This window comes from Streptomyces sp. NPDC059853 (genome assembly GCF_042731495.1).
Classification (GTDB): Bacteria; Actinomycetota; Actinomycetes; order Streptomycetales; family Streptomycetaceae; genus Streptomyces.
Genome location: NZ_JBHWJL010000091.1, coordinates 1 through 17,961 on the forward strand (window position 1 = coordinate 1; position 17,961 = coordinate 17,961).

Sequence of the window (17,961 nt, forward strand, 5' to 3'; positions counted from 1 at the left end):
GGGTCATCCGGGTCGTCCGGGTCGTCCGGGTCGTCCGGCCCGCCGGGCTCACCCGGATCGCCGGGCTCACCGGGGCTGCCGGGCCCGTCCGGATCATCCGGGTCGCCCGAGTCATCCGGGTCGTCCGAGTCGTCCGGCGGATCGGTCGGCTTGGGGTCGACCGGTTTGACGCCGCCTCCGATCGGGTCGGCCGGCTTGGGGGCGGTGGGCTTCTCCCCGGCCGGCTTCTCCCCGGCCGGCTTCTCCCCGGCGGGCTTCCCTCCGGCGGGCTTCTCCCGGTCGCCGGTCCCGGGGGTCTGCGGGGCACGGTCGGTGCCCTCCCGGTCCGGCTGCCGCGCGCCGTCCCGGCCCGGGCCGGGGCTGGTGGGCAGCTGGCCGGTGCCGTCCGGCACCTCGTGGACGCCCTGGGAGTAGAACTCCAGCCAGGAGCGGACCGTGCGGACGTAGTCCCAGGAGTAGTTGTAGCTCAGCAGCGCCCGGTTCAGCCCGTCCTCGGTGGTGAGGTCCCGGCCGCCGGCGCACAGATAGTTCCCGGCGGCCAGCGTCGCGTCGTACACGTTGTTGGGGTCCTTGATGCCGTCCCCGTTGCCGTCCGCGCCCCACGAGGCCCAGGTGGAGGGGATGAACTGCATCGGCCCCACGGCGCGGTCGTAGACCGGGTCGCCGTCCCACCGGCCGCCGTCGGTGTCGAGGATCTTCGCGAAGCCGTTCCCGTTGAGCTGCGGGCCGCGGATCGGGGTGAGGGTGTTGCCGTCGGCGTCGACCCGGCCGCCGCTCGCGTGCCCGGACTCGACCTTGCCGATGGCCGCCAGCACCTCCCAGTCCAGGCCGCAGCCGGGGGTGGAGGAGGCCAGGGCCGCCTCGGCCCGCAGATAGGCGTCCAGCACGGTGGCCGGGATGCCGGACTCCGCCGCGCCGGGCGGGATGCCCGCGCCGCCCCCCGCCTCGCCCTCCGGGCCGTCCCCGAGGTCCAGCGGCGGCTCCGCCGGACCGATCGGGACCAGCGGCGGCAGTTCGGTGTGGTAGGGCAGCCCCAGGTGTCCCCGGTCGGTGCCGGGCTGTTCCTGTGCCGCGTTCTCCCGGGGGTCGGGCTCCCCGGCGGGCTCGGTGGCCAGAACCTCGGAGGCCTGGGAGGCGGTCAGGGCGGCCATGGCCGCCGCCGCCACCGCCGACCCGGATATGCCCCTGCGGAACCTCCCGCTGCGCAACGTCACGCGCGTCCCCTCCCTTGTCACGCTTGGTACCCGTCGACAGGTCCGACAGTACGATACGTGCGAACACCGCCGCCCGCAGGCGTCCGACGCCGCACACGTGTCCCAACCCCGTGACACTTTGAGGAACTTGGACTTTCCCCGGGGCGACGCCCGGCCCGGCACCGCTCGGTGCCGGGCCGTCACCGCGCCGCACGGGCGGCCGGTGCGCGGCTAGTGCGCGGCCGCCTCCCAGGTGGTGCCCCAGCCGACGGACACATCCAGCGGGGCACGCAGCGAGACGGCCCGCGGCATCTGCTCCCGCACCAGGGCCTCCACCGCGTCGCGCTCGCCCGGGGCGACCTCCAGCACGATTTCGTCGTGGACCTGGAGCAGCATCCGCGAGCGCAGCTCCTTCTCCCTCAGCGCCTCGTCCACCCGCAGCATCGCGATCTTCACGATGTCCGCCGCCGTGCCCTGGATCGGGGCGTTCAGCGCCATCCGCTCGGCCATCTCCCGGCGCTGCCGGTTCGAGCTGGTGAGGTCCGGCAGATAGCGGCGGCGGCCCAGCATCGTCTCGGTGTATCCGGTGGCGCGCGCCTCGTCGACGACCCGCTGGAGGTAGTCCCGCACCCCGCCGAAGCGCTCGAAGTAGGTGTCCATCAGCTTGCGCGCCTCGTCCGGGCTGATCGACAGCTGCTGCGAGAGACCGAACGCCGACAGGCCGTACGCCAGGCCGTAGCTCATCGCCTTGATCTTGCGGCGCATCTCCGCGTCCACCTCGTCCTTGCCGACCGCGAACACCTGCGAGGCGACCGTGGTGTGCAGGTCCTCACCGGAGGTGAACGCCTCGATCAGCCCGGCGTCCTGCGACAGATGGGCCATCACCCGCAGCTCGATCTGGCTGTAGTCGGCCGTCAGCAGCGTCTCGTAGCCCTCGCCGACCACGAACCCGCCCCGGATGGCGCGGCCCTCGTCGGTACGCACCGGGATGTTCTGCAGGTTGGGGTCGGTGGAGGACAGCCGGCCGGTGGCGGCGACGGTCTGCTGGAACGTGGTGTGGATACGGCCGTCCGAGGCGATCGTCTTGATCAGCCCCTCCACGGTGGTGCGCAGCTTGGCCTGCTCCCGGTGCCGCAGCATGATCACCGGCAGCTCGTGCTCGGTCTGCCCCGCCAGCCACAGCAGGGCGTCCGCGTCGGTGGTGAAGCCGGTCTTGGTCTTCTTCGTCTTCGGCAGGCCCAGCTCGCCGAACAGCACCTCCTGGAGCTGCTTGGGCGAGCCGAGGTTGAACTCGTGGCCCACCGAGGCGTGGGCCTCGCCCACCGCCTGCTGCACGGCGGCGGCGAACCGCTGCTCCATCCGCTCCAGATGCGCGCGGTCGGCGGCGATCCCGGCACGCTCCATGCGGGCCAGCAGCGCGGAGACCGGAAGCTCCAGGTCGTGCAGCAGTTCGGCGGCGCCGACATCGGCCAGCCGGCCCTCGAAAGCCGCCCCCAGGTCGAGGACGGCACGGGCCTGGCGCATCAACGCCTGCGCCTCGGCCTCGTCGTCGGCGCCGAACGCCAGCTGCCCGCCGTCGTCCTCGGGCCGGTCCAGCTCACGGCCAAGGAACTCCACGCTCAGCGCGTCCAGGGCGAAGGAGCGACGGCCCGGCTGGACGAGATACGCGGCCAGGGCGGTGTCCATGGCGACCCCGGCGAGCTGCCAGCCGTGCTCGGCGAACACCCGCATCAAACCCTTGGCACCGTGCACCACCTTGGGACGGCCGGCGTCCGCCAGCCAGCCCGCGAAGGCCCGCTCGTCCGCCTCGTCCAGCGCCGCCGGATCGAACCAGGCCGCCGGGCCCTCACCGGTCGCCAGCGCCACCGCGCGCACCGCGCCGGCGCCGAGCTTCCAGTCGTCCAGCGTGGCCACACCCAGCCGCTGCCCCTCCTGCCCGGCCAGCCACGGGCCCAGCTCACCGGCGGCCAGCACCGTGCCGTCGACGGCGACGCCCTCGGCCGGAACCGTCTCCTCCCCGGCCACGCCCGGGTCCACCGCGAACAGCCGCTCCCGCAGGCTGGGGTTGCGGAACTCCAGCACATCCAGCAGGACCGTCATCGCCTCCCGGTCGTACGGCGAGCGCACCAGGTCCACCGGGCCGCACTCCAGCTCCATGTCGCGGACCAGCTCGGTCAGCTCCCGGTTCAGCCGCACGGACTCCAGGTGCTCGCGCAGATTGGCACCGGCCTTGCCCTTCACCTCGTCCGCGCGCTCCAGCAGCGCGTCCAGCGAGCCGAACTGGTGGATCCACTTGGCGGCCGTCTTCTCCCCCACCCCCGGAATGCCGGGCAGATTGTCCGACGGGTCACCGCGCAGGGCCGCGAAATCCGGGTAACGCGCCGGAGTCAGCCCGTACCGCTCCTCCACCTTCTCCGGCGTGAACCGGGTCAGCTCCGAGACCCCCTTCGTCGGATACAGCACCGTCACCCGGTCACTCACCAGCTGGAAACAGTCCCGGTCACCGGTGACGATCGACACCTGGAAGCCCTCGTCGGCCGCACGCGTCGCCAAGGTGGCGATCACGTCGTCCGCCTCGAACCCCTCCACCGCGAACCGCCGCACCCGCATGGTGTCCAGCAGCTCCCCGATCAGCTCCACCTGCCCCTTGAACTCGTCGGGGGACGCCGAGCGGGTCGCCTTGTACCCGTCGTAGCGATCGGAGCGCCAGGTCTTGCGCGACACGTCGAACGCCACCGCCAGATGCGTGGGCTCCTCATCACGCAGCGTGTTCGCCAGCATGGAGGCGAAGCCGTAGATCGCGTTCGTCGGCTGCCCGACAGCCGTCGTGAAGTTCTCCGCGGGCAGCGCGAAAAACGCGCGGTACGCCAGCGAGTGCCCGTCCAGCAGGAGCAGCCGCGGCGCCGAGGTCGTCTGGGGGTGCGATGCGTTCTCAGCCACGTCACCGATCCTCCCACGGACCACCGACAGTCCCGCCCGGCCACGATCCGCCCCGCCCCGCCGCCCCCGGCCGCGACGGTCCGTACCCGACCGCGCCCGACCCGTGCCACCGGCCGCCCGGCATGACACGATCACCCCCAAGCCCGCGCGGCCACCCGACCGCGCCCCGGCCGCCGTCCGCCGTCCGCGTCAAAGGAGAGCCGCCCATGTCCGCCAAGCCGCCCGCCTCCGATCCGGTCCAGGACGCCCCCCAGGTCGGCGCCCCCAAGGAATCCTCCGTCGGCCTGCCCGCCATCACCCACGCCCTGCGCACCGCCCAGCAGCAGATGGGCCTGCGGCGCACCGCCCTCACCCTGCTGCGCGTCAACCAGCACGACGGCTTCGACTGCCCCGGCTGCGCCTGGCCCGAGCCCGCCAAACCACACACCGCCGAATTCTGCGAGAACGGCGCCAAGGCCGTCGCCGAAGAAGCCACCCTGCGCCGCATCACCCCCGCCTTCTTCGCCGAACACTCCGTCGCCGACCTGCGCGAACGCTCCGGCTACTGGCTCGGCCAGCAGGGCCGGCTCACCGAACCCATGTACCTGGCCGAAGGCGCCACCCACTACACCCCCATCGGCTGGGACGCCGCCCTCGACCTCATCGCCGACGAACTGAAGGCACTCGACTCACCCGACGAGGCCGCCTTCTACACCTCCGGCCGCACCAGCAACGAAGCCGCCTTCGTCTACCAGCTGTTCGCCCGCGAGTTCGGCACCAACAACCTGCCGGACTGCTCCAACATGTGCCACGAGTCCTCCAGCTACGCGCTCGGCGACACCCTCGGCGTCGGCAAGGGCAGCGTCCTGCTGGAAGACCTGGAGAAAGCCGACCTCATCATCGTCGCCGGCCAGAACCCCGGCACCAACCACCCGCGGATGCTCACCGCCCTCGAAGGCGCCAAACGCGCCGGCACCAAGATCATGACGATCAACCCGCTGCCCGAGGCCGGCCTGCGGAACTTCCACAACCCCCAGACCCCCCGCGGACTCGCCGGCCCCGGCACCGACCTCACCGACCTCTTCCTCCAGATCCGGCTCGGCGGCGACCAGGCACTCTTCCGGATCCTCAACAAACTCCTGCTGGAGCGGGACGGCGCCACCGACGACACCTTCATCCGCGACCACACCCACGGCTTCCAGGACTTCGCCACCGCCGCCCGCGCCACCACCTGGGACCAGGCCCTCGAAGCCACCGGCCTCACCCGCGACACCATCGAAGCCGCCCTGGAGATGATCCTCGCCTCCCGCAGCATCATCGTCTGCTGGGCCATGGGCCTCACCCAGCACAAGAACTCCGTCCCCACCATCCAGGAGATCGTCAACTTCCTCCTCCTGCGCGGCAACATCGGACGCCCCGGCGCCGGAGTGTGCCCGGTCCGCGGCCACAGCAACGTCCAGGGCGACCGCACCATGGGCATCTGCGAACGCCCCACCCCCCAACTCCTCGACGCCCTCGAACGCGAATTCGGCTTCGCGCCGCCCCGCGACCACGGCCTCGACACCGTCAACACCATCCGCGCCCTGCGCGACGGCCGCGTCAAGGTCTTCCTCGCCGTCGGCGGCAACTTCGCCTCCGCCACCCCCGACTCCGCCGTCACCGAAGCCGCCCTCGCCCGCGCCCGCCTCACCGTCCAGGTCTCCACCAAACTCAACCGCTCACACTGCGTCACCGGCCGCCGCGCGCTCATCCTCCCCACCCTCGGCCGCACCGAACGCGACCACCGCCCCGACGGCGGCGACCAGTTCGTCACCGTCGAGGACTCCATGGGCATGGTCCACGCCTCCCGCGGCCGCCTCGCCCCCGCCTCCCCCCAACTGCGCTCCGAGACCGCCATCCTCTGCGCCCTCGCCCGCCGCGTCCTCGGCCCCGACTCCACCACCCCCTGGGAAGAATTCGCCGCCGACTACGACCGCATCCGCGACCGCATCGCCCGCGTCATCCCCGGCTTCGACGACTTCACCACCAAAGTCACCCGCCCCGGCGGCTTCGCCCTCCCCCACCCACCCCGCGACAGCCGCACCTTCCCCACCACCACCGGCAAAGCCCACTTCACCGCCGAACCCCTCACCTGGCCCCACCTCCCCGAAGGCCGCCTCCTCCTGCAAACCCTCCGCAGCCACGACCAGTACAACACCACCATCTACGGCCTCGACGACCGCTACCGCGGCATCAAAGGCGGCCGCCGCGTCATCTTCGTCCACCCCGACGACGCCCACCGCCTCGGCCTCCCCGACGGCACCTACGCCGACCTCACCAGCGAATGGACCGACGGCACCGAACGCACCGCCCCCGGCTTCCGCGTCGTCCACTACCCCACCGCCCCCGGCTGCGCCGCCGCCTATTACCCCGAAACCAACGTCCTCGTCCCCCTCGACGCCACCGCCACCACCTCCCACACCCCCACCAGCAAATCCATCGTCATCCGCCTCACCCCCACCACCCGCCACACCACCTGATACAACCCTGTACGGACCACCGTCCCGTCACGCCAAAAGCGCCCGATCGGAGCCGTACGCCATGACCGACCAGACCACCCGCACCCGGTTCCCGCACGACACCCTCGAACAGTGGGCCGGCCTCGGCATCGACCTGCCCCGGCTGTTCTCCGCCGGCGCCCTCGGAACCCGCATGGGCCTCCAGGTCCAGGAGGCCTCCCCCACCAAAGTCGTCGGCACCCTCCCCGTCGAGGGCAACACCCAGCCCTACGGCCTCCTCCACGGCGGCGCCTCCGCCGTCCTCGCCGAAACCCTCGGCTCCGTCGGCGCCATGCTCCACGGCGGCCCGCAGAAAATCGCCGTCGGCGTCGACCTCAACTGCACCCACCACCGCGCCGTACGCTCCGGCACCATCACCGGCACCGCCACCCCCGTCCACGCCGGACGCACCTCCGCCACCTACGACATCGTCATCACCGACGACCACGGCAAACGCGTCTGCACCGCCCGCCTCACTTGCGCCCTGCGCCCCGCCGCCCCCAACGGCACCACGGACACCGCGGACACGACGAACCCCGCCGCCCACTGACCCGGCGACGGGGCTCACCCCACGGGAGGCCGCCCTACTCGGCGGCCTCCCCCAGATACGCCGCCCGCACCCGCGGATGCGTCAGCAACTCGGACGCGTCATCCGACATCACCACCGCACCCGTCTCCAGCACATAGCCACGATCCGCCAACTGCAACGCCTGCGAAGCGTTCTGCTCCACCAGCAGCAGCGTCGTCCCCTGCTCGTTGATCTCCCGCAGAATGTCGAAAATCTGCTGCACGATCAGCGGCGCCAGACCCATCGACGGCTCATCCAGCAACAACAACTCCGGCTTGCCCATCAAAGCCCGCCCGATCGCCAGCATCTGCTGCTCGCCACCCGACAACGTCCCCGCCAACTGCTTACGGCGCTCCGCCAGCCGCGGGAACAACGTGAACACCCGGTCCATGTCCGCCGGATCCGGACGCCGCAACCGGTACGCGCCCATCTGGAGGTTCTCCACCACCGACATCCGGGCGAACACCCGCCGCCCCTCCGGCACATGCCCGATACCGAACCGCACCAGCTCGTGCGACGGAATCCCGTCCACCCGCTCCCCGCGCAGCACCACCTCCCCCGAACGCGGCTTCAGCATCCCCGAAGCGGTCTTCAACGTCGTCGACTTGCCCGCACCATTGGCACCCAGCAGCGCGACGACCTCCCCCTCCGCCACCGTCAGCTCGACACCCTTGAGCGCCTCGATCGCCCCATAGAACACATGGAGCGCACGCAACTCCAGCAACGCCGGAGCCACCGGCGCACCGGCCCCCGGAACCTCCGCCGCCTCATCCTTCGTCAGCCGCGTACTCATGCGCCCCTCACCTCACCCTCGGCGGCATCCGAAGCGGCCTGCCCGGCCACCACATCCGCCACCGCCGCCGCGTCCTCCTCCGCCGAAGCACCCAGATACGCCTCGATCACCGCCGGATCACGCTGCACCTCACCCGGCGTCCCCTCCGCGATCTTCTTCCCGAAGTTCAGCACCACCACCCGATCGGCCACCGACATCACCAGCTTCATGTCGTGCTCGATCAGCAGCACACTCACCCCGAGATCCCTATTGATCCGCCGGATCAGATCCTCCAGATCCCGCTTCTCCGTCGGATTCGTCCCCGCCGCCGGCTCATCCAGCAGCAACAACTCCGGCCCCGTCGCCAGCGCCCGCGCGATCTCCAGCCGCCGCTGCTCGCCATAACTCAGCGAAGACGCCAACTCATTCAGCCGGCCCTCCAGACCCACGAACGCCAGCACCTCGTGCGCCCGCCGATCACTCTCCCGCTCCGCACGCCGCGCATGCGGCAACCCCAGCATGATCGACACCGCATCGGTCTTCTGCCGCGTCTCCACCGCGATCTTCACGTTCTCCAGCGCCGTCAGCGCCCCGAACAGCCGGATGTTCTGGAACGTACGCGACACCCCGTGCCGCGACACCAGAAACGGCTTGCAGCCCCGCAACTCGTGCCGGCCACCCGCCCGGGGCAGAAAACCGATCGTGCCCTCCTGCGGCAGATACGCGCCCGTCACCGAATTGAAGAACGACGTCTTCCCCGCACCATTCGGCCCGATGATCGCCAGGATCTCCCCCCGGCCCATCGACAAGGACACCTCATCGAGACTCGTCAGACCACCGAACCGCAACGTGACACCGGAAACCTCCAGCACGTTCCCGCCGGCCCCAGCCACCTGCTCCGTCTTGGCCATCACGCCTTCTCCTCCGCCAGTCGAAGCTCACGCTGCCTCCGCTTCGACGGCAACAAACCCTGCGGCCGGTAAATCATCATCACGACCAGCAGCGCACCCAGGTACATGAACCGATCCTGCGGATCCACCGAATCCCGCAGATACTCCGGAAGCCAGATCAACAACGCCGCCCCCGCCAGCACCCCCGGAATCGACCCCATACCACCGAAAATCACATACGCCAGCACCAGGATCGACAACAGCAGCACAAAATTCTCCGGCGAGATGAACGCCACCTTACTCGCGTACACCACCCCCGCCACACCCGACGTCGACGCACCGATCGCAAACGCCAGCAACTTCATCCGCACCGTGTTCACACCCGTCGCGGCAGCAGCCACCTCATCCTCACGGATCGCCGTCCACGCCCGGCCCACCCGCGAATGCTCAAGCCGCAGGAACAAGAAAATGATCACCACGATGAAGCCCAGCAACAACCAGTAATACGGCTTCGGATCAAGCCCCCACTCAAACCGCCAGAACCCCAGATCGATGACAAACCGCTCCGACATCCGCGCACCCCGCGAACCACCGGTGAAATCCGTCCAGTTCCGCGCCGCCAGATACACGATCTCATGGAACCCCAGCGTCACGATCGCCAGATAATCCCCCCGCAACCGCAGCGTCGGCGCCCCCAGCAACACCCCCGCCAGCAGACACGTCACAATCGCGATCGGAATCACCAGGAACGTATTCAGCACCACCGGCGGCTCCACCGGAAGCGAACCCGTCCAAAACGCCGCCGAATAGGCCCCGATGGCGAAAAACGCCACAAAGCCCAGATCCAGCATCCCCGCCCAGCCGATCACCACATTCAAACCGATCGCCAACAGCACAAAAATCGCGATCTGATCCACCATCACCTGCTGCCAGTACGTCGACAGCCACAACGGCAACAGAACCAGCACCGCCAACAGCAGCGCACCACCCCCGTACCGCAGCCGCGGATCCCCCTGCCACACACCACGCACCCGCGCCACCGGCTGCGACACCCGGTCCCGCGCCGACACCCACCCCCGGTTCACCGGCTCACTGAGAAACTCCCGGATCACCCACACGCCCACACACAGCGCCAGCCAGACCCAGATCCCCACACCACTGAAATTCTCCCCCAGCGCATAAAAGATGTCCGTCGAAGTGCCCTGCACCCCCGTCACCTGCGCACCCACCACCGCCAGCACCAACAGCGCCGCCAGCCGCTTCCAGCGCGCCTCCTGATACCAGCGCACCCGCCGCAAGCTCGCCGCCGACGGCACCCGCTCCCGGCCCTTCGAAACCTTCACCGTGCTCATGCCGTCCTCGCAACCCGCTCGCCCAGAATCCCGGTCGGACGGAACATCAGCACCGCCACCAACACCGCGAACGCGCCCACATACCGCCACGCGTCGCCCCAGATCTCCACCGTCATGGCCTCGACGACACCCAACACCATCCCGCCCAGCATCGCCCCGCGCACATTGCCGATACCCCCCAGCACCGCCGCCGCGAACGCCGTAATACCCGGCAAGAAACCCATCGTGTACCACACCTGAGTCGTCGTCCCGTACAAGAAGCCGGCCACACCCCCCATCAACCCGCCCAGCACAAACGTCCGCGACACCACCTTGTCGATGTTCACACCCATCAACGACGCCACTTCCGGATCCTGCGCCACCGCACGGATACCCGACCCCAACTTCGTACGATTCACCACGAAGTCCACCAGGATCAGCATCAGCACCGCCGACACCACCACCAGCGCCTGCGTCACATTGATCGGCGCCCCGAACAACGTGAACAACGTCTTGTTCTCATACATCGACGGCATCCGGCTCGCATTCCGGCCGAAAATCTTGCCCGCCAGATTGTAAATAAAGAACGACGCACCGATCGCCGTGATCAAAAACACCAGACGCGGCGCACCCCGCCTCCGCAACGGGCGATACGCCACCCGCTCCAAGCCGTACGCCACACCACCACCGAGCGCAGCCCCCGCCAGCATGCCGAGCAGCACATAACCCGCCGACTGAAACCCACTCGGATCAGCCGCCGGCACCACCACCGTCAACACAATGAGTCCGCCGAAACCGCCGGACATGAACACCTCGCTGTGCGCGAAGTTCAGAAGCTGAAGAACACCATAAACAAGAGTGTAACCAATGGCGATCACGGCATACAGCGAGCCGAGCACCACCCCGAGGACGAAAACATCCCAGAAATCCTGTAGGGACATCGAGCCGACTTCCTTTAGCGAAACGGGCACAAAGCAAGCGGGGCGCGATGACACACCGCGCCCCGCCGACAACTCACTGGGAAAGCGACGGGCAACCCGCCGGTCAGCCGCCCGTCAACTCCTCGATCGGCCCCAGATACGCAATGTCATCACCCTGCACCTGGTACATGAAGATGGCGTCATTCGTGAACTCACCGTTCTCATCGAACGAGAACGTCTTCGTCAGCCCCTCGTACGAACCCGTCGCCACCGCCTCGTACAACGACCCCCGGTTCGCCTCCGCACCCAGCTCCGCGATCGCACTGATGATCATCTGCGCCACGTCGTACGACTCCGCCGAATACGTACCCGGCGGCTGATTGAACGCCGTCTGATAACGCTCCGCGAAATCCGCCGTCGCCTCATCCGCCGTCGCATCCGTACACGGGCACGTCAGATACCAACCCTCGGAAGCCGGACCCGCCAACGACAGGAACTGCATGTCATTCGTGCCGTCACCCGACACCGCGACCCCGTCGAAACCCGCATCCTTCAGACTCGCCGCGAACGGACCCGCCGTCTGGTAGTAACCCGCGTAGATCAGCGCATCCGCACCCGACTGCACCACCGTACGCGCCGCACCACTGTAATCCGGCGTATCCACCGGAACACTGGACCGCTCCACCTCAAGACCCAGCTCCGTCAGCGACGCCTCCGCCACCTCCGCCAGACCCTCACCGTACGGCGTCACATTGTCGACCAGGATGACCTTCTCCACACCATCCTGAGCCGCCAGGAACTCCGCCATCCCCGCACCCTGCGCGAAGTCGTTCGGCACCGCACGCAAGAACGTCGGAAAACCCTGCTCCGTCAGCGTCGGGTTCGTCGCCGACGACGACACCGCCAGCACCCCCGCCTCCCCGTACAGCGGCGCCGCCACCTCCGCCGGCCCCGAGAACGCCGGACCGATCGCAGCGATCACATCCTCGTCATCGATCACCAGCTGCGCCGCAGCCGTCGCCTGACCCTCCACACCCCGGTCATCGGTGGCCACGTACTCCACCGTGAAGTCGTAGTCCCCCGACTCATTGGCCTCGTTGATGGCCAGCTGAATCCCGTTCTGCATGTTCTCGCCGAGCGCCACGTTGTCACCCGACAGCGGACCCTGGTAGGCGATCTTGTACGTGGTGCCGCCGCCCCCGCCACCGCCGCCATTGCTGTCGCCATCGTCACTACCGCACGCGGAGAGCGCGAGCGCGCCGATGGCGACAGGTATCGCCAGCTTCACGATGGATCTGTTGAGCACGAGCAAAACCCCCTGGAGGCCAGCGAGAAGATCTTTAGCAACGCCCCACGACAACCGCATGGCGTGTGCGGAATCTATTGCCCATACACGCGGCACAGATAGACAACCGACACAGATGTGACCGCCTCGTGATCTGCGTCACGCGTCGGAAACAGAACACTGCTTACCGCTGAGCGAACAATCCAGCCAAGACACCACGCCACCCCCGAAGAGGCAGCAAAAAAGGGGGAAGCCGGGCAAACTTTGCCCGGCTTCCCCCCAACCAACCCGCTCAAACCTACTTCCGCTGCTTCTTCTCCTCAGCGTCCTGAATCACAGCCTCCGCCACCTGATGCATCGACAACCGCCGATCCATCGACGTCTTCTGAATCCACCGGAACGCCGCCGGCTCCGACAACCCGTACTGCGTCTGCAGCACACTCTTCGCCCGATCCACCAGCTTCCGCGTCTCCAGCCGCTGCGCCAGATCCGCGACCTCCTTGGTCAGCGTCTTCAGCTCAGTGAAGCGCGACACCGCGATCTCGATCGCCGGGATCACATCACTCTTGCTGAACGGCTTCACCAGATACGCCATCGCCCCCGCGTCACGCGCCCGCTCCACGAGATCACGCTGCGAGAAAGCGGTCAGCATCAACACCGGGGCGATCGCCTCCCCGGCGATCTTTTCGGCGGCGGAGATGCCATCCATGACGGGCATTTTCACATCGAGAATGACCAGATCCGGGCGCAGCTCCCGCGCCAGCTCGACCGCCCGTTCACCGTCCCCGGCCTCCCCGACGACGGAATAGCCCTCTTCCTCCAGCATCTCTTTGAGATCCAGCCGGATCAGGGCCTCGTCCTCGGCGATGACGACACGGGTGGTCAACGGCGGCACATGCGCGCTTCCCGCGCCGGTGCCGGTGTCAGTGGGCTCGTCGGGGACCTCGGGGGTGCTCACGTTGCTCCTCGTTTCCTGCAGGATGGGGGCACCTCGAGAGTACCTATCTGGGGTAGGTTTGAGGCACAGCGGGTTTCCGGTAGCCTTGCTATCGCAGGAAGCCCCGGTAGCCCAGCGGTAGAGGCAATGCTCTCAAACAGCATATAGCGTGGGTTCGAATCCCACCCGGGGTACTTTACCTTCGATTCCAAGGTCGCGCCTGCCACTGGCACGGTTGGCGATCTTCACACATGCAGGTGAACGCGACGTCGAACACCTGCCAGGGCCACACCCGGTGCTCAGGCTTGAGGCATGTACGACCTTGCCACCCGGCGCCGCGCGCTCGACCTTCTGGCCCAGGGCCGAAGCCTCAACTCGGTGAGTCAGCTGACAGGTGCCTCACGCTCCGCCATCCGCTCGTGGCGCGAACACCCCGAACCCCGCGCGCCTTCCCACGCCTGCTCGTGGTGCGGACCGAACCCTCAGCCACCGGCCGACCGGGTTGCCTACGCCTACCTTCTCGGCCTCTATCTCGGCGACGGATGCATCAGCCGACAGCCGCGCACCCACGTCATGCGCATCGCCTGCTCGGACGCCTGGCCCGGTCTCATCACCACATGCGAAACGGCAATGCGGGCAGTCCGGCCGGCCAACCGGATCAGCCGGGTGCCGAAGCAGGGGTGCGTCATGGTCAGCTCGTACAGCAATCACTGGCCCTGCCTCTTCCCTCAGCATGGCCCCGGCAAGAAGTATCAGCGGCCCATCGTCCTGGAGTCCTGGCAGCAGGCCATCGTCCGGGCGCACCCGTGGCCGTTCATCCGGGGGCTCATTCATTCGGACGGCTGTCGCGTCGTGAACTGGACGACCAAGGTCGTCGGTGGTGAGCGGAAGCGGTACGAGTACCCCCGGTACTTCTTCAGCAACAAGTCGGGCGACATCCGCGCGCTGTTCACCGACGCCCTGCGCATGGTCGGTGTGGAGTGGACGGTGCTGGCGCGCGGTGCCGATCCGTTCAATGTGTCGATCGCCCGCAGGGCGTCTGTGGCGCTCATGGACGCCCATGTCGGGCCCAAGTTCTGAGCGTCCGGTCCGCTACTCGCCGTAGTACGGCAGCGTCGTGCCCGGGATCTCGTACTCCTGGCGGCGTCCGCACATGCCGTAGCCCGCCGCGCGGGTCGGGGTGCTGGTGGTGATGCGGGCGCGGGACAGGTGGGTGGGGTCGGCTGCGGCGAGGGCGGTCAGGTGTTCTTCCGTGGTGCGGGCTGCTGCGAGGGCGCCGTCCTGCCAGCGGGTGCGCCATTCGGCGACCTTGGGGGCGACCAGGCGTGCGGCGGCTTGGTGGAAGGCGTGGAGGGGTTCGGGGTTTCCGTCGCGTGTTGCGGAGCGGAGTGCTTCGTAGCCTTCGAGGGCGAGGTCGCGGCGGGCTCGTGCGGCTTTTTCGACGGCTGGGCCTTCTTTGCCGGGGAGGGCGGCGGCGCGGGCGTAGTGGTCGGGGTCGGCGAGGATGTGGGGTGGGAAGGTGAAGACGGCGTCGCCGGCTTCGGGGAGGCCGCTGTTCTGCATGAGGACGGTGACGTGGAGGTTGCCGTCGCCGTTGATCATGCGGTGGATGGTGCCGGGGGTGAACCAGGCGATGACGCCGGGGTGGAGGGGGGTTTCGGTGTATCCGGTGGGGGTGAGGGTTTGCACCGCCCCCTCTCCGGCGGTCACCACGTAGGCCTCGGTGCATGCGAGGTGCATGTGGGGGCTGCCGCCGCAGGCTCCGTCGGGGGCGGGCCAGTCGTAGGCGGTGATGTGGGAGACGCCGACGGCGCCGGGGAGGGGGTTGTGCAGGCTGGTCATGGGTTCCGTCCTGTCGTTACCAGGGGTGGTTCTTCAGGTAGCCGGTGATGCGGTCGGTGTCCCAGGCGCCGTCGGCGATGACGATGCGGTAGCGGTAGTGGAAGGAGTCGCCGGGGGGGAGTTCGAATTCGTCGAAGAAGGCCCAGGAGAAGGCGACGGTGGGGATGGGGGTGGAGCGGACGAACCAGTGGGAGGGGTGGATGGCGGCGTCGCCGGTGTTTTCGGGGGCGTGGTCGAAGATGAGGGTGGAGTGGCCGTCGTGGTCGTCGTGCTGGGCGGTGAAGGCGATCCAGGGGGTGTCGGTGGCGGGGGTGCCCATGGTGTCGGCGTCGGTGCTGGGGCCGGTGGGGGTGAGGATCTGGCCGCCGGTGAAGTCGCGGGGGCCGCGCCATTGGAGGCCGGTGTAGCCGGCCATGGTGCGGCCTGCGGTGGTGGGGCTGCCGAAGTGGAGGGGTTCGCCGCGGACGTTGGTGAGGTCGATGGCCCATTCGAGGGTCCATGCGCTGTGGTGGGTGTCGGCGGTGTGGATGGCGAGGGTGCGGGTTTCGGTGGCCCAGTGCTGGCCGCTGTGGTTGATCCAGGTGAGGTTTTCGGTGATGTCGGCGCGTTGGGGGGTGGTGGTGACGGAGGTGAAGCCGTCGTGGCGCATGGAGCCGACGCGTTCGGGGATGCGCTGGTAGCCCTGGCCCTGGATGTAGGAGTTGCCGCCCCAGAAGTTCTGTTCGGAGAGGTGGCTGGCGGTCATCTGGACGCCTTTGTGCCAGCGGTGGTCGTTGGGGCGGTAGCCGGTGACGAGGTGGCCGCCGAGGGTGCGGAGGGGGTGGGCGTACGGTTTGGGTGATTCGTATGCTTCTGGGTCGGGGCGGTAGACGTAGGAGAGGATTTCGGTGCCCGCGGCGTCGACGCTGATCCGTTCGCCGTGGGTGTGGGTGACGGTGAGGGGGGCGTCGGTCACTGCTGCTCCTCGGTGGCGGGGGCCCAGTCGGGGTGGTTGCCGTGCATGGCGGTGTAGTAGGGGTCGTCGGGGGTGATGTCGCCGGCGTGGACGGGGCGGCCGGTGAAGGCGGCTTTGTACAGGGCGGCGTTGAATTCGATGGTGCGGCGGGCGTCGGGGCCGCTGCCGGGTGGGCGGGTGCCGGTGCGGTAGGCGTGGATGATGCCGGCGAGTTGGGCGGCGTGGGAGCTGGGGGTGTCGTCGGGGTTGGTGCGCCAGTGGGTGACGCGGGTGTCGTCGATGCCGGGTCGGGGGGTGTAGACCCAGTCGTTGTTGGTGTGGCCGTAGAGGTGGGTGAGTTCGACGGTGGCGTCGTCGCAGTCGATGCGGATGCGGCTGACTTCGTGGGGGGAGAGGACGCTGTTGACGACGGTGGCGATGGTGCCGTTGGCGAAGCGGACGAGGGCGGTGGAGACGTCTTCGCTTTCGATGTCGTGGACGAGGCGGCCGGCGAGGGCGCGGATTTCGGTCCAGTCGCCGAGGAGGTGGAGGAGGAGGTCGGTTTGGTGGATGCCGTGGCCCATGGTGGGGCCGCCGCCTTCGGTGGCCCAGCGTCCGCGCCAGTCGACGGCGTAGTAGTCGGTGTTGCGGTACCAGGTGGTCTGGCAGTGGGCGACGCGGGGGGCGCCGAGTGCGCCGGTGGTGAGGAGGCGGCGGGCGTGGGTGGTGCCGGAGCCGTAGCGGTGCTGGGCGACGACGGCGGCGTAGGGGCCGGTTCCGGTGGGGCCTTCGGCGGCGGTGATGTCGTCGAATTCGGCGAGGGTGAGGCAGAGGGGTTTTTCGGCCCAGACCCAGGCGCCGGCGGCGAGGGCGGCGCGTGCTTGTTGGTGGTGGAGGGAGGGTGGGGTGCCGAGGAGGACGAGTTCGGGGCGTTCGGTGGCCAGCATGGTGGCGAGGTCGGTGTGGCCGGTGACGGGGCCGATGCCGTCGATGGCGGTGGCGGTGGTGTGGAAGGCGTTGAGCCGGTCCTGGTCGATGTCGACGGCGGCGACGAGTTCGAGTTCGTCGAGGTGGGCGGCGATGGCGGGGAGGTGGGCTCCGGTGACGATGCCGCCGGTGCCGACGACGGCGGTGCGGATGCGGGTGCGGGCGGGGTGGTCAGCCATGTGATGCGACTCCTGGCTGGGCGGTAGTAAGCGCTTTCAATCGGAATGCGCCAAAAGCCAACCATGCCGTCGCCCGGCATGACAAGGGGCGCCGCCCGATCCGGCCGGCGCCCGTCGTCTGGTGGGGTGTGGGTGGGTCAGTGGGGGGTGTCGTCCTCGCCGACGTGGTGGACGCGGACGAGGTTGGTGGTGCCGGACATGGCCGGCGGGGACCCGGCGGTCATCACCACGGTCTCGCCCTTGCGGCAGCGGCCGATGCGCAGCAGTTGCTCGTCCATCTGCGTCACCATCTCGTCGGTGGACGCGGCGGTGGGGACCAGGTAGGTCTCGACGCCCCAGGTGAGGGTGAGCTGGGCGTGGGTGGCGGGGTCGGGGGTGAAGGCGACGAGGGGGATGGGTGAGCGGTAGCGGGAGAGGCGGCGGGCGGTGTCGCCGCTCTGGGTGAAGGCGACGAGGAGGGAGGCGCCGAGGAAGTCGCCGATCTCGGCGGCGGCGCGGGCGACGGCGCCGCCCTGGGTGCGGGGTTTGGCTGCTTCGTCGAGGGGGACGAGGCCGCGGCCGAGGACTTCTTCCTCGGCGGCGGTGACGATGCGGCTCATGGTGCGGACGGTTTCGATGGGGTAGCGGCCGACGCTGGTCTCGCCGGAGAGCATGACGGCGTCGGTGC

15 protein-coding genes and 1 tRNA gene are annotated in these 17,961 nt (G+C 69.0%); 4 read left to right on the plus strand and 12 right to left on the minus strand.

What is annotated here, in order from left to right; genetic code table 11:
• Both ACFV5N_RS12720 and polA read right to left on the minus strand, forming a co-directional pair.
• Positions 1–1,214 (minus strand): lytic murein transglycosylase (locus ACFV5N_RS12720; RefSeq protein ID WP_385597908.1); only part of this gene is annotated, 1,214 nt, incomplete at its 3' end.
• Positions 1,215–1,424: 210 nt separating this feature from the next.
• Positions 1,425–4,133, minus strand: coding sequence for a DNA polymerase I (polA, locus tag ACFV5N_RS12725; RefSeq protein ID WP_385597911.1), 2,709 nt, complete (start codon positions 4,131–4,133; stop codon positions 1,425–1,427).
• Between the two features lie 206 nt (positions 4,134–4,339).
• Between polA and ACFV5N_RS12730 the strand changes: the two genes are divergently transcribed.
• Both ACFV5N_RS12730 and ACFV5N_RS12735 read left to right on the plus strand, forming a co-directional pair.
• Positions 4,340–6,631: an FdhF/YdeP family oxidoreductase gene (locus tag ACFV5N_RS12730; protein WP_385597914.1), complete on the plus strand. Its 2,292-nt coding sequence runs from the start codon at positions 4,340–4,342 to the stop codon at positions 6,629–6,631.
• A 61-nt stretch (positions 6,632–6,692) separates the two neighbouring features.
• Positions 6,693–7,199 (plus strand): PaaI family thioesterase, encoded by a 507-nt coding sequence (locus tag ACFV5N_RS12735; protein ID WP_385597917.1) that lies wholly within the window; start codon positions 6,693–6,695, stop codon positions 7,197–7,199.
• 34 nt (positions 7,200–7,233) lie between these two features.
• Here the strand turns inward: ACFV5N_RS12735 and ACFV5N_RS12740 are convergent, their stop codons facing one another.
• From ACFV5N_RS12740 to ACFV5N_RS12765, 6 genes are all read right to left on the minus strand, one after another.
• Positions 7,234–8,010 carry an ABC transporter ATP-binding protein gene (locus ACFV5N_RS12740; RefSeq protein ID WP_385597920.1) on the minus strand — a complete coding sequence of 259 codons (777 nt, stop codon included), beginning with the start codon at positions 8,008–8,010 and terminating at the stop codon, positions 7,234–7,236.
• Positions 8,007–8,900: an ABC transporter ATP-binding protein gene (locus tag ACFV5N_RS12745; RefSeq protein WP_385597923.1), complete on the minus strand. Its 894-nt coding sequence runs from the start codon at positions 8,898–8,900 to the stop codon at positions 8,007–8,009. The genes ACFV5N_RS12740 and ACFV5N_RS12745 overlap by 4 nt, the downstream gene beginning before the upstream one ends.
• Positions 8,900–10,231: a branched-chain amino acid ABC transporter permease gene (locus tag ACFV5N_RS12750; RefSeq protein ID WP_385597926.1), complete on the minus strand. Its 1,332-nt coding sequence runs from the start codon at positions 10,229–10,231 to the stop codon at positions 8,900–8,902. Before ACFV5N_RS12750 ends, ACFV5N_RS12745 begins: the two co-directional genes overlap by 1 nt.
• Positions 10,228–11,151, minus strand: a complete 924-nt coding sequence (locus tag ACFV5N_RS12755; RefSeq protein WP_369266516.1) for a branched-chain amino acid ABC transporter permease — start codon at positions 11,149–11,151, stop codon at positions 10,228–10,230. Before ACFV5N_RS12755 ends, ACFV5N_RS12750 begins: the two co-directional genes overlap by 4 nt.
• A 103-nt stretch (positions 11,152–11,254) precedes the next feature.
• Positions 11,255–12,436, minus strand: coding sequence for a branched-chain amino acid ABC transporter substrate-binding protein (locus ACFV5N_RS12760; protein WP_385597929.1), 1,182 nt, complete (start codon positions 12,434–12,436; stop codon positions 11,255–11,257).
• A gap of 277 nt (positions 12,437–12,713) precedes the next feature.
• Positions 12,714–13,373, minus strand: a complete 660-nt coding sequence (locus ACFV5N_RS12765; protein WP_019433776.1) for an ANTAR domain-containing response regulator — start codon at positions 13,371–13,373, stop codon at positions 12,714–12,716.
• A gap of 100 nt (positions 13,374–13,473) precedes the next feature.
• Between ACFV5N_RS12765 and ACFV5N_RS12770 the strand changes: the two genes are divergently transcribed.
• Both ACFV5N_RS12770 and ACFV5N_RS12775 read left to right on the plus strand, forming a co-directional pair.
• A tRNA-Leu gene (locus ACFV5N_RS12770) sits at positions 13,474–13,546 on the plus strand.
• Between the two features lie 118 nt (positions 13,547–13,664).
• Positions 13,665–14,432, plus strand: a complete 768-nt coding sequence (locus tag ACFV5N_RS12775; protein ID WP_385597933.1) for a transcriptional regulator — start codon at positions 13,665–13,667, stop codon at positions 14,430–14,432.
• 12 nt (positions 14,433–14,444) lie between these two features.
• Here ACFV5N_RS12775 and ACFV5N_RS12780 read toward each other — a convergent pair whose 3' ends face one another.
• The 4 genes from ACFV5N_RS12780 to ACFV5N_RS12795 all read right to left on the minus strand — a co-directional run.
• A complete protein-coding gene (locus tag ACFV5N_RS12780) occupies positions 14,445–15,194 on the minus strand; it encodes a cupin domain-containing protein (protein ID WP_385597936.1) in 750 nt (249 codons plus the stop codon).
• A 16-nt stretch (positions 15,195–15,210) separates the two neighbouring features.
• Positions 15,211–16,149, minus strand: a complete 939-nt coding sequence (locus tag ACFV5N_RS12785) for a PmoA family protein (RefSeq protein WP_385597939.1) — start codon at positions 16,147–16,149, stop codon at positions 15,211–15,213.
• The gene (locus ACFV5N_RS12790) at positions 16,146–17,294 is read right to left on the minus strand and encodes a Gfo/Idh/MocA family protein (protein WP_385597942.1); all 1,149 of its coding nucleotides are present in this window, start codon (positions 17,292–17,294) and stop codon (positions 16,146–16,148) included. The genes ACFV5N_RS12785 and ACFV5N_RS12790 overlap by 4 nt, the downstream gene beginning before the upstream one ends.
• A gap of 137 nt (positions 17,295–17,431) precedes the next feature.
• On the minus strand, positions 17,432–17,961 hold a 530-nt coding region (locus ACFV5N_RS12795), incomplete at its 5' end, for a pyruvate kinase alpha/beta domain-containing protein (protein ID WP_385597944.1).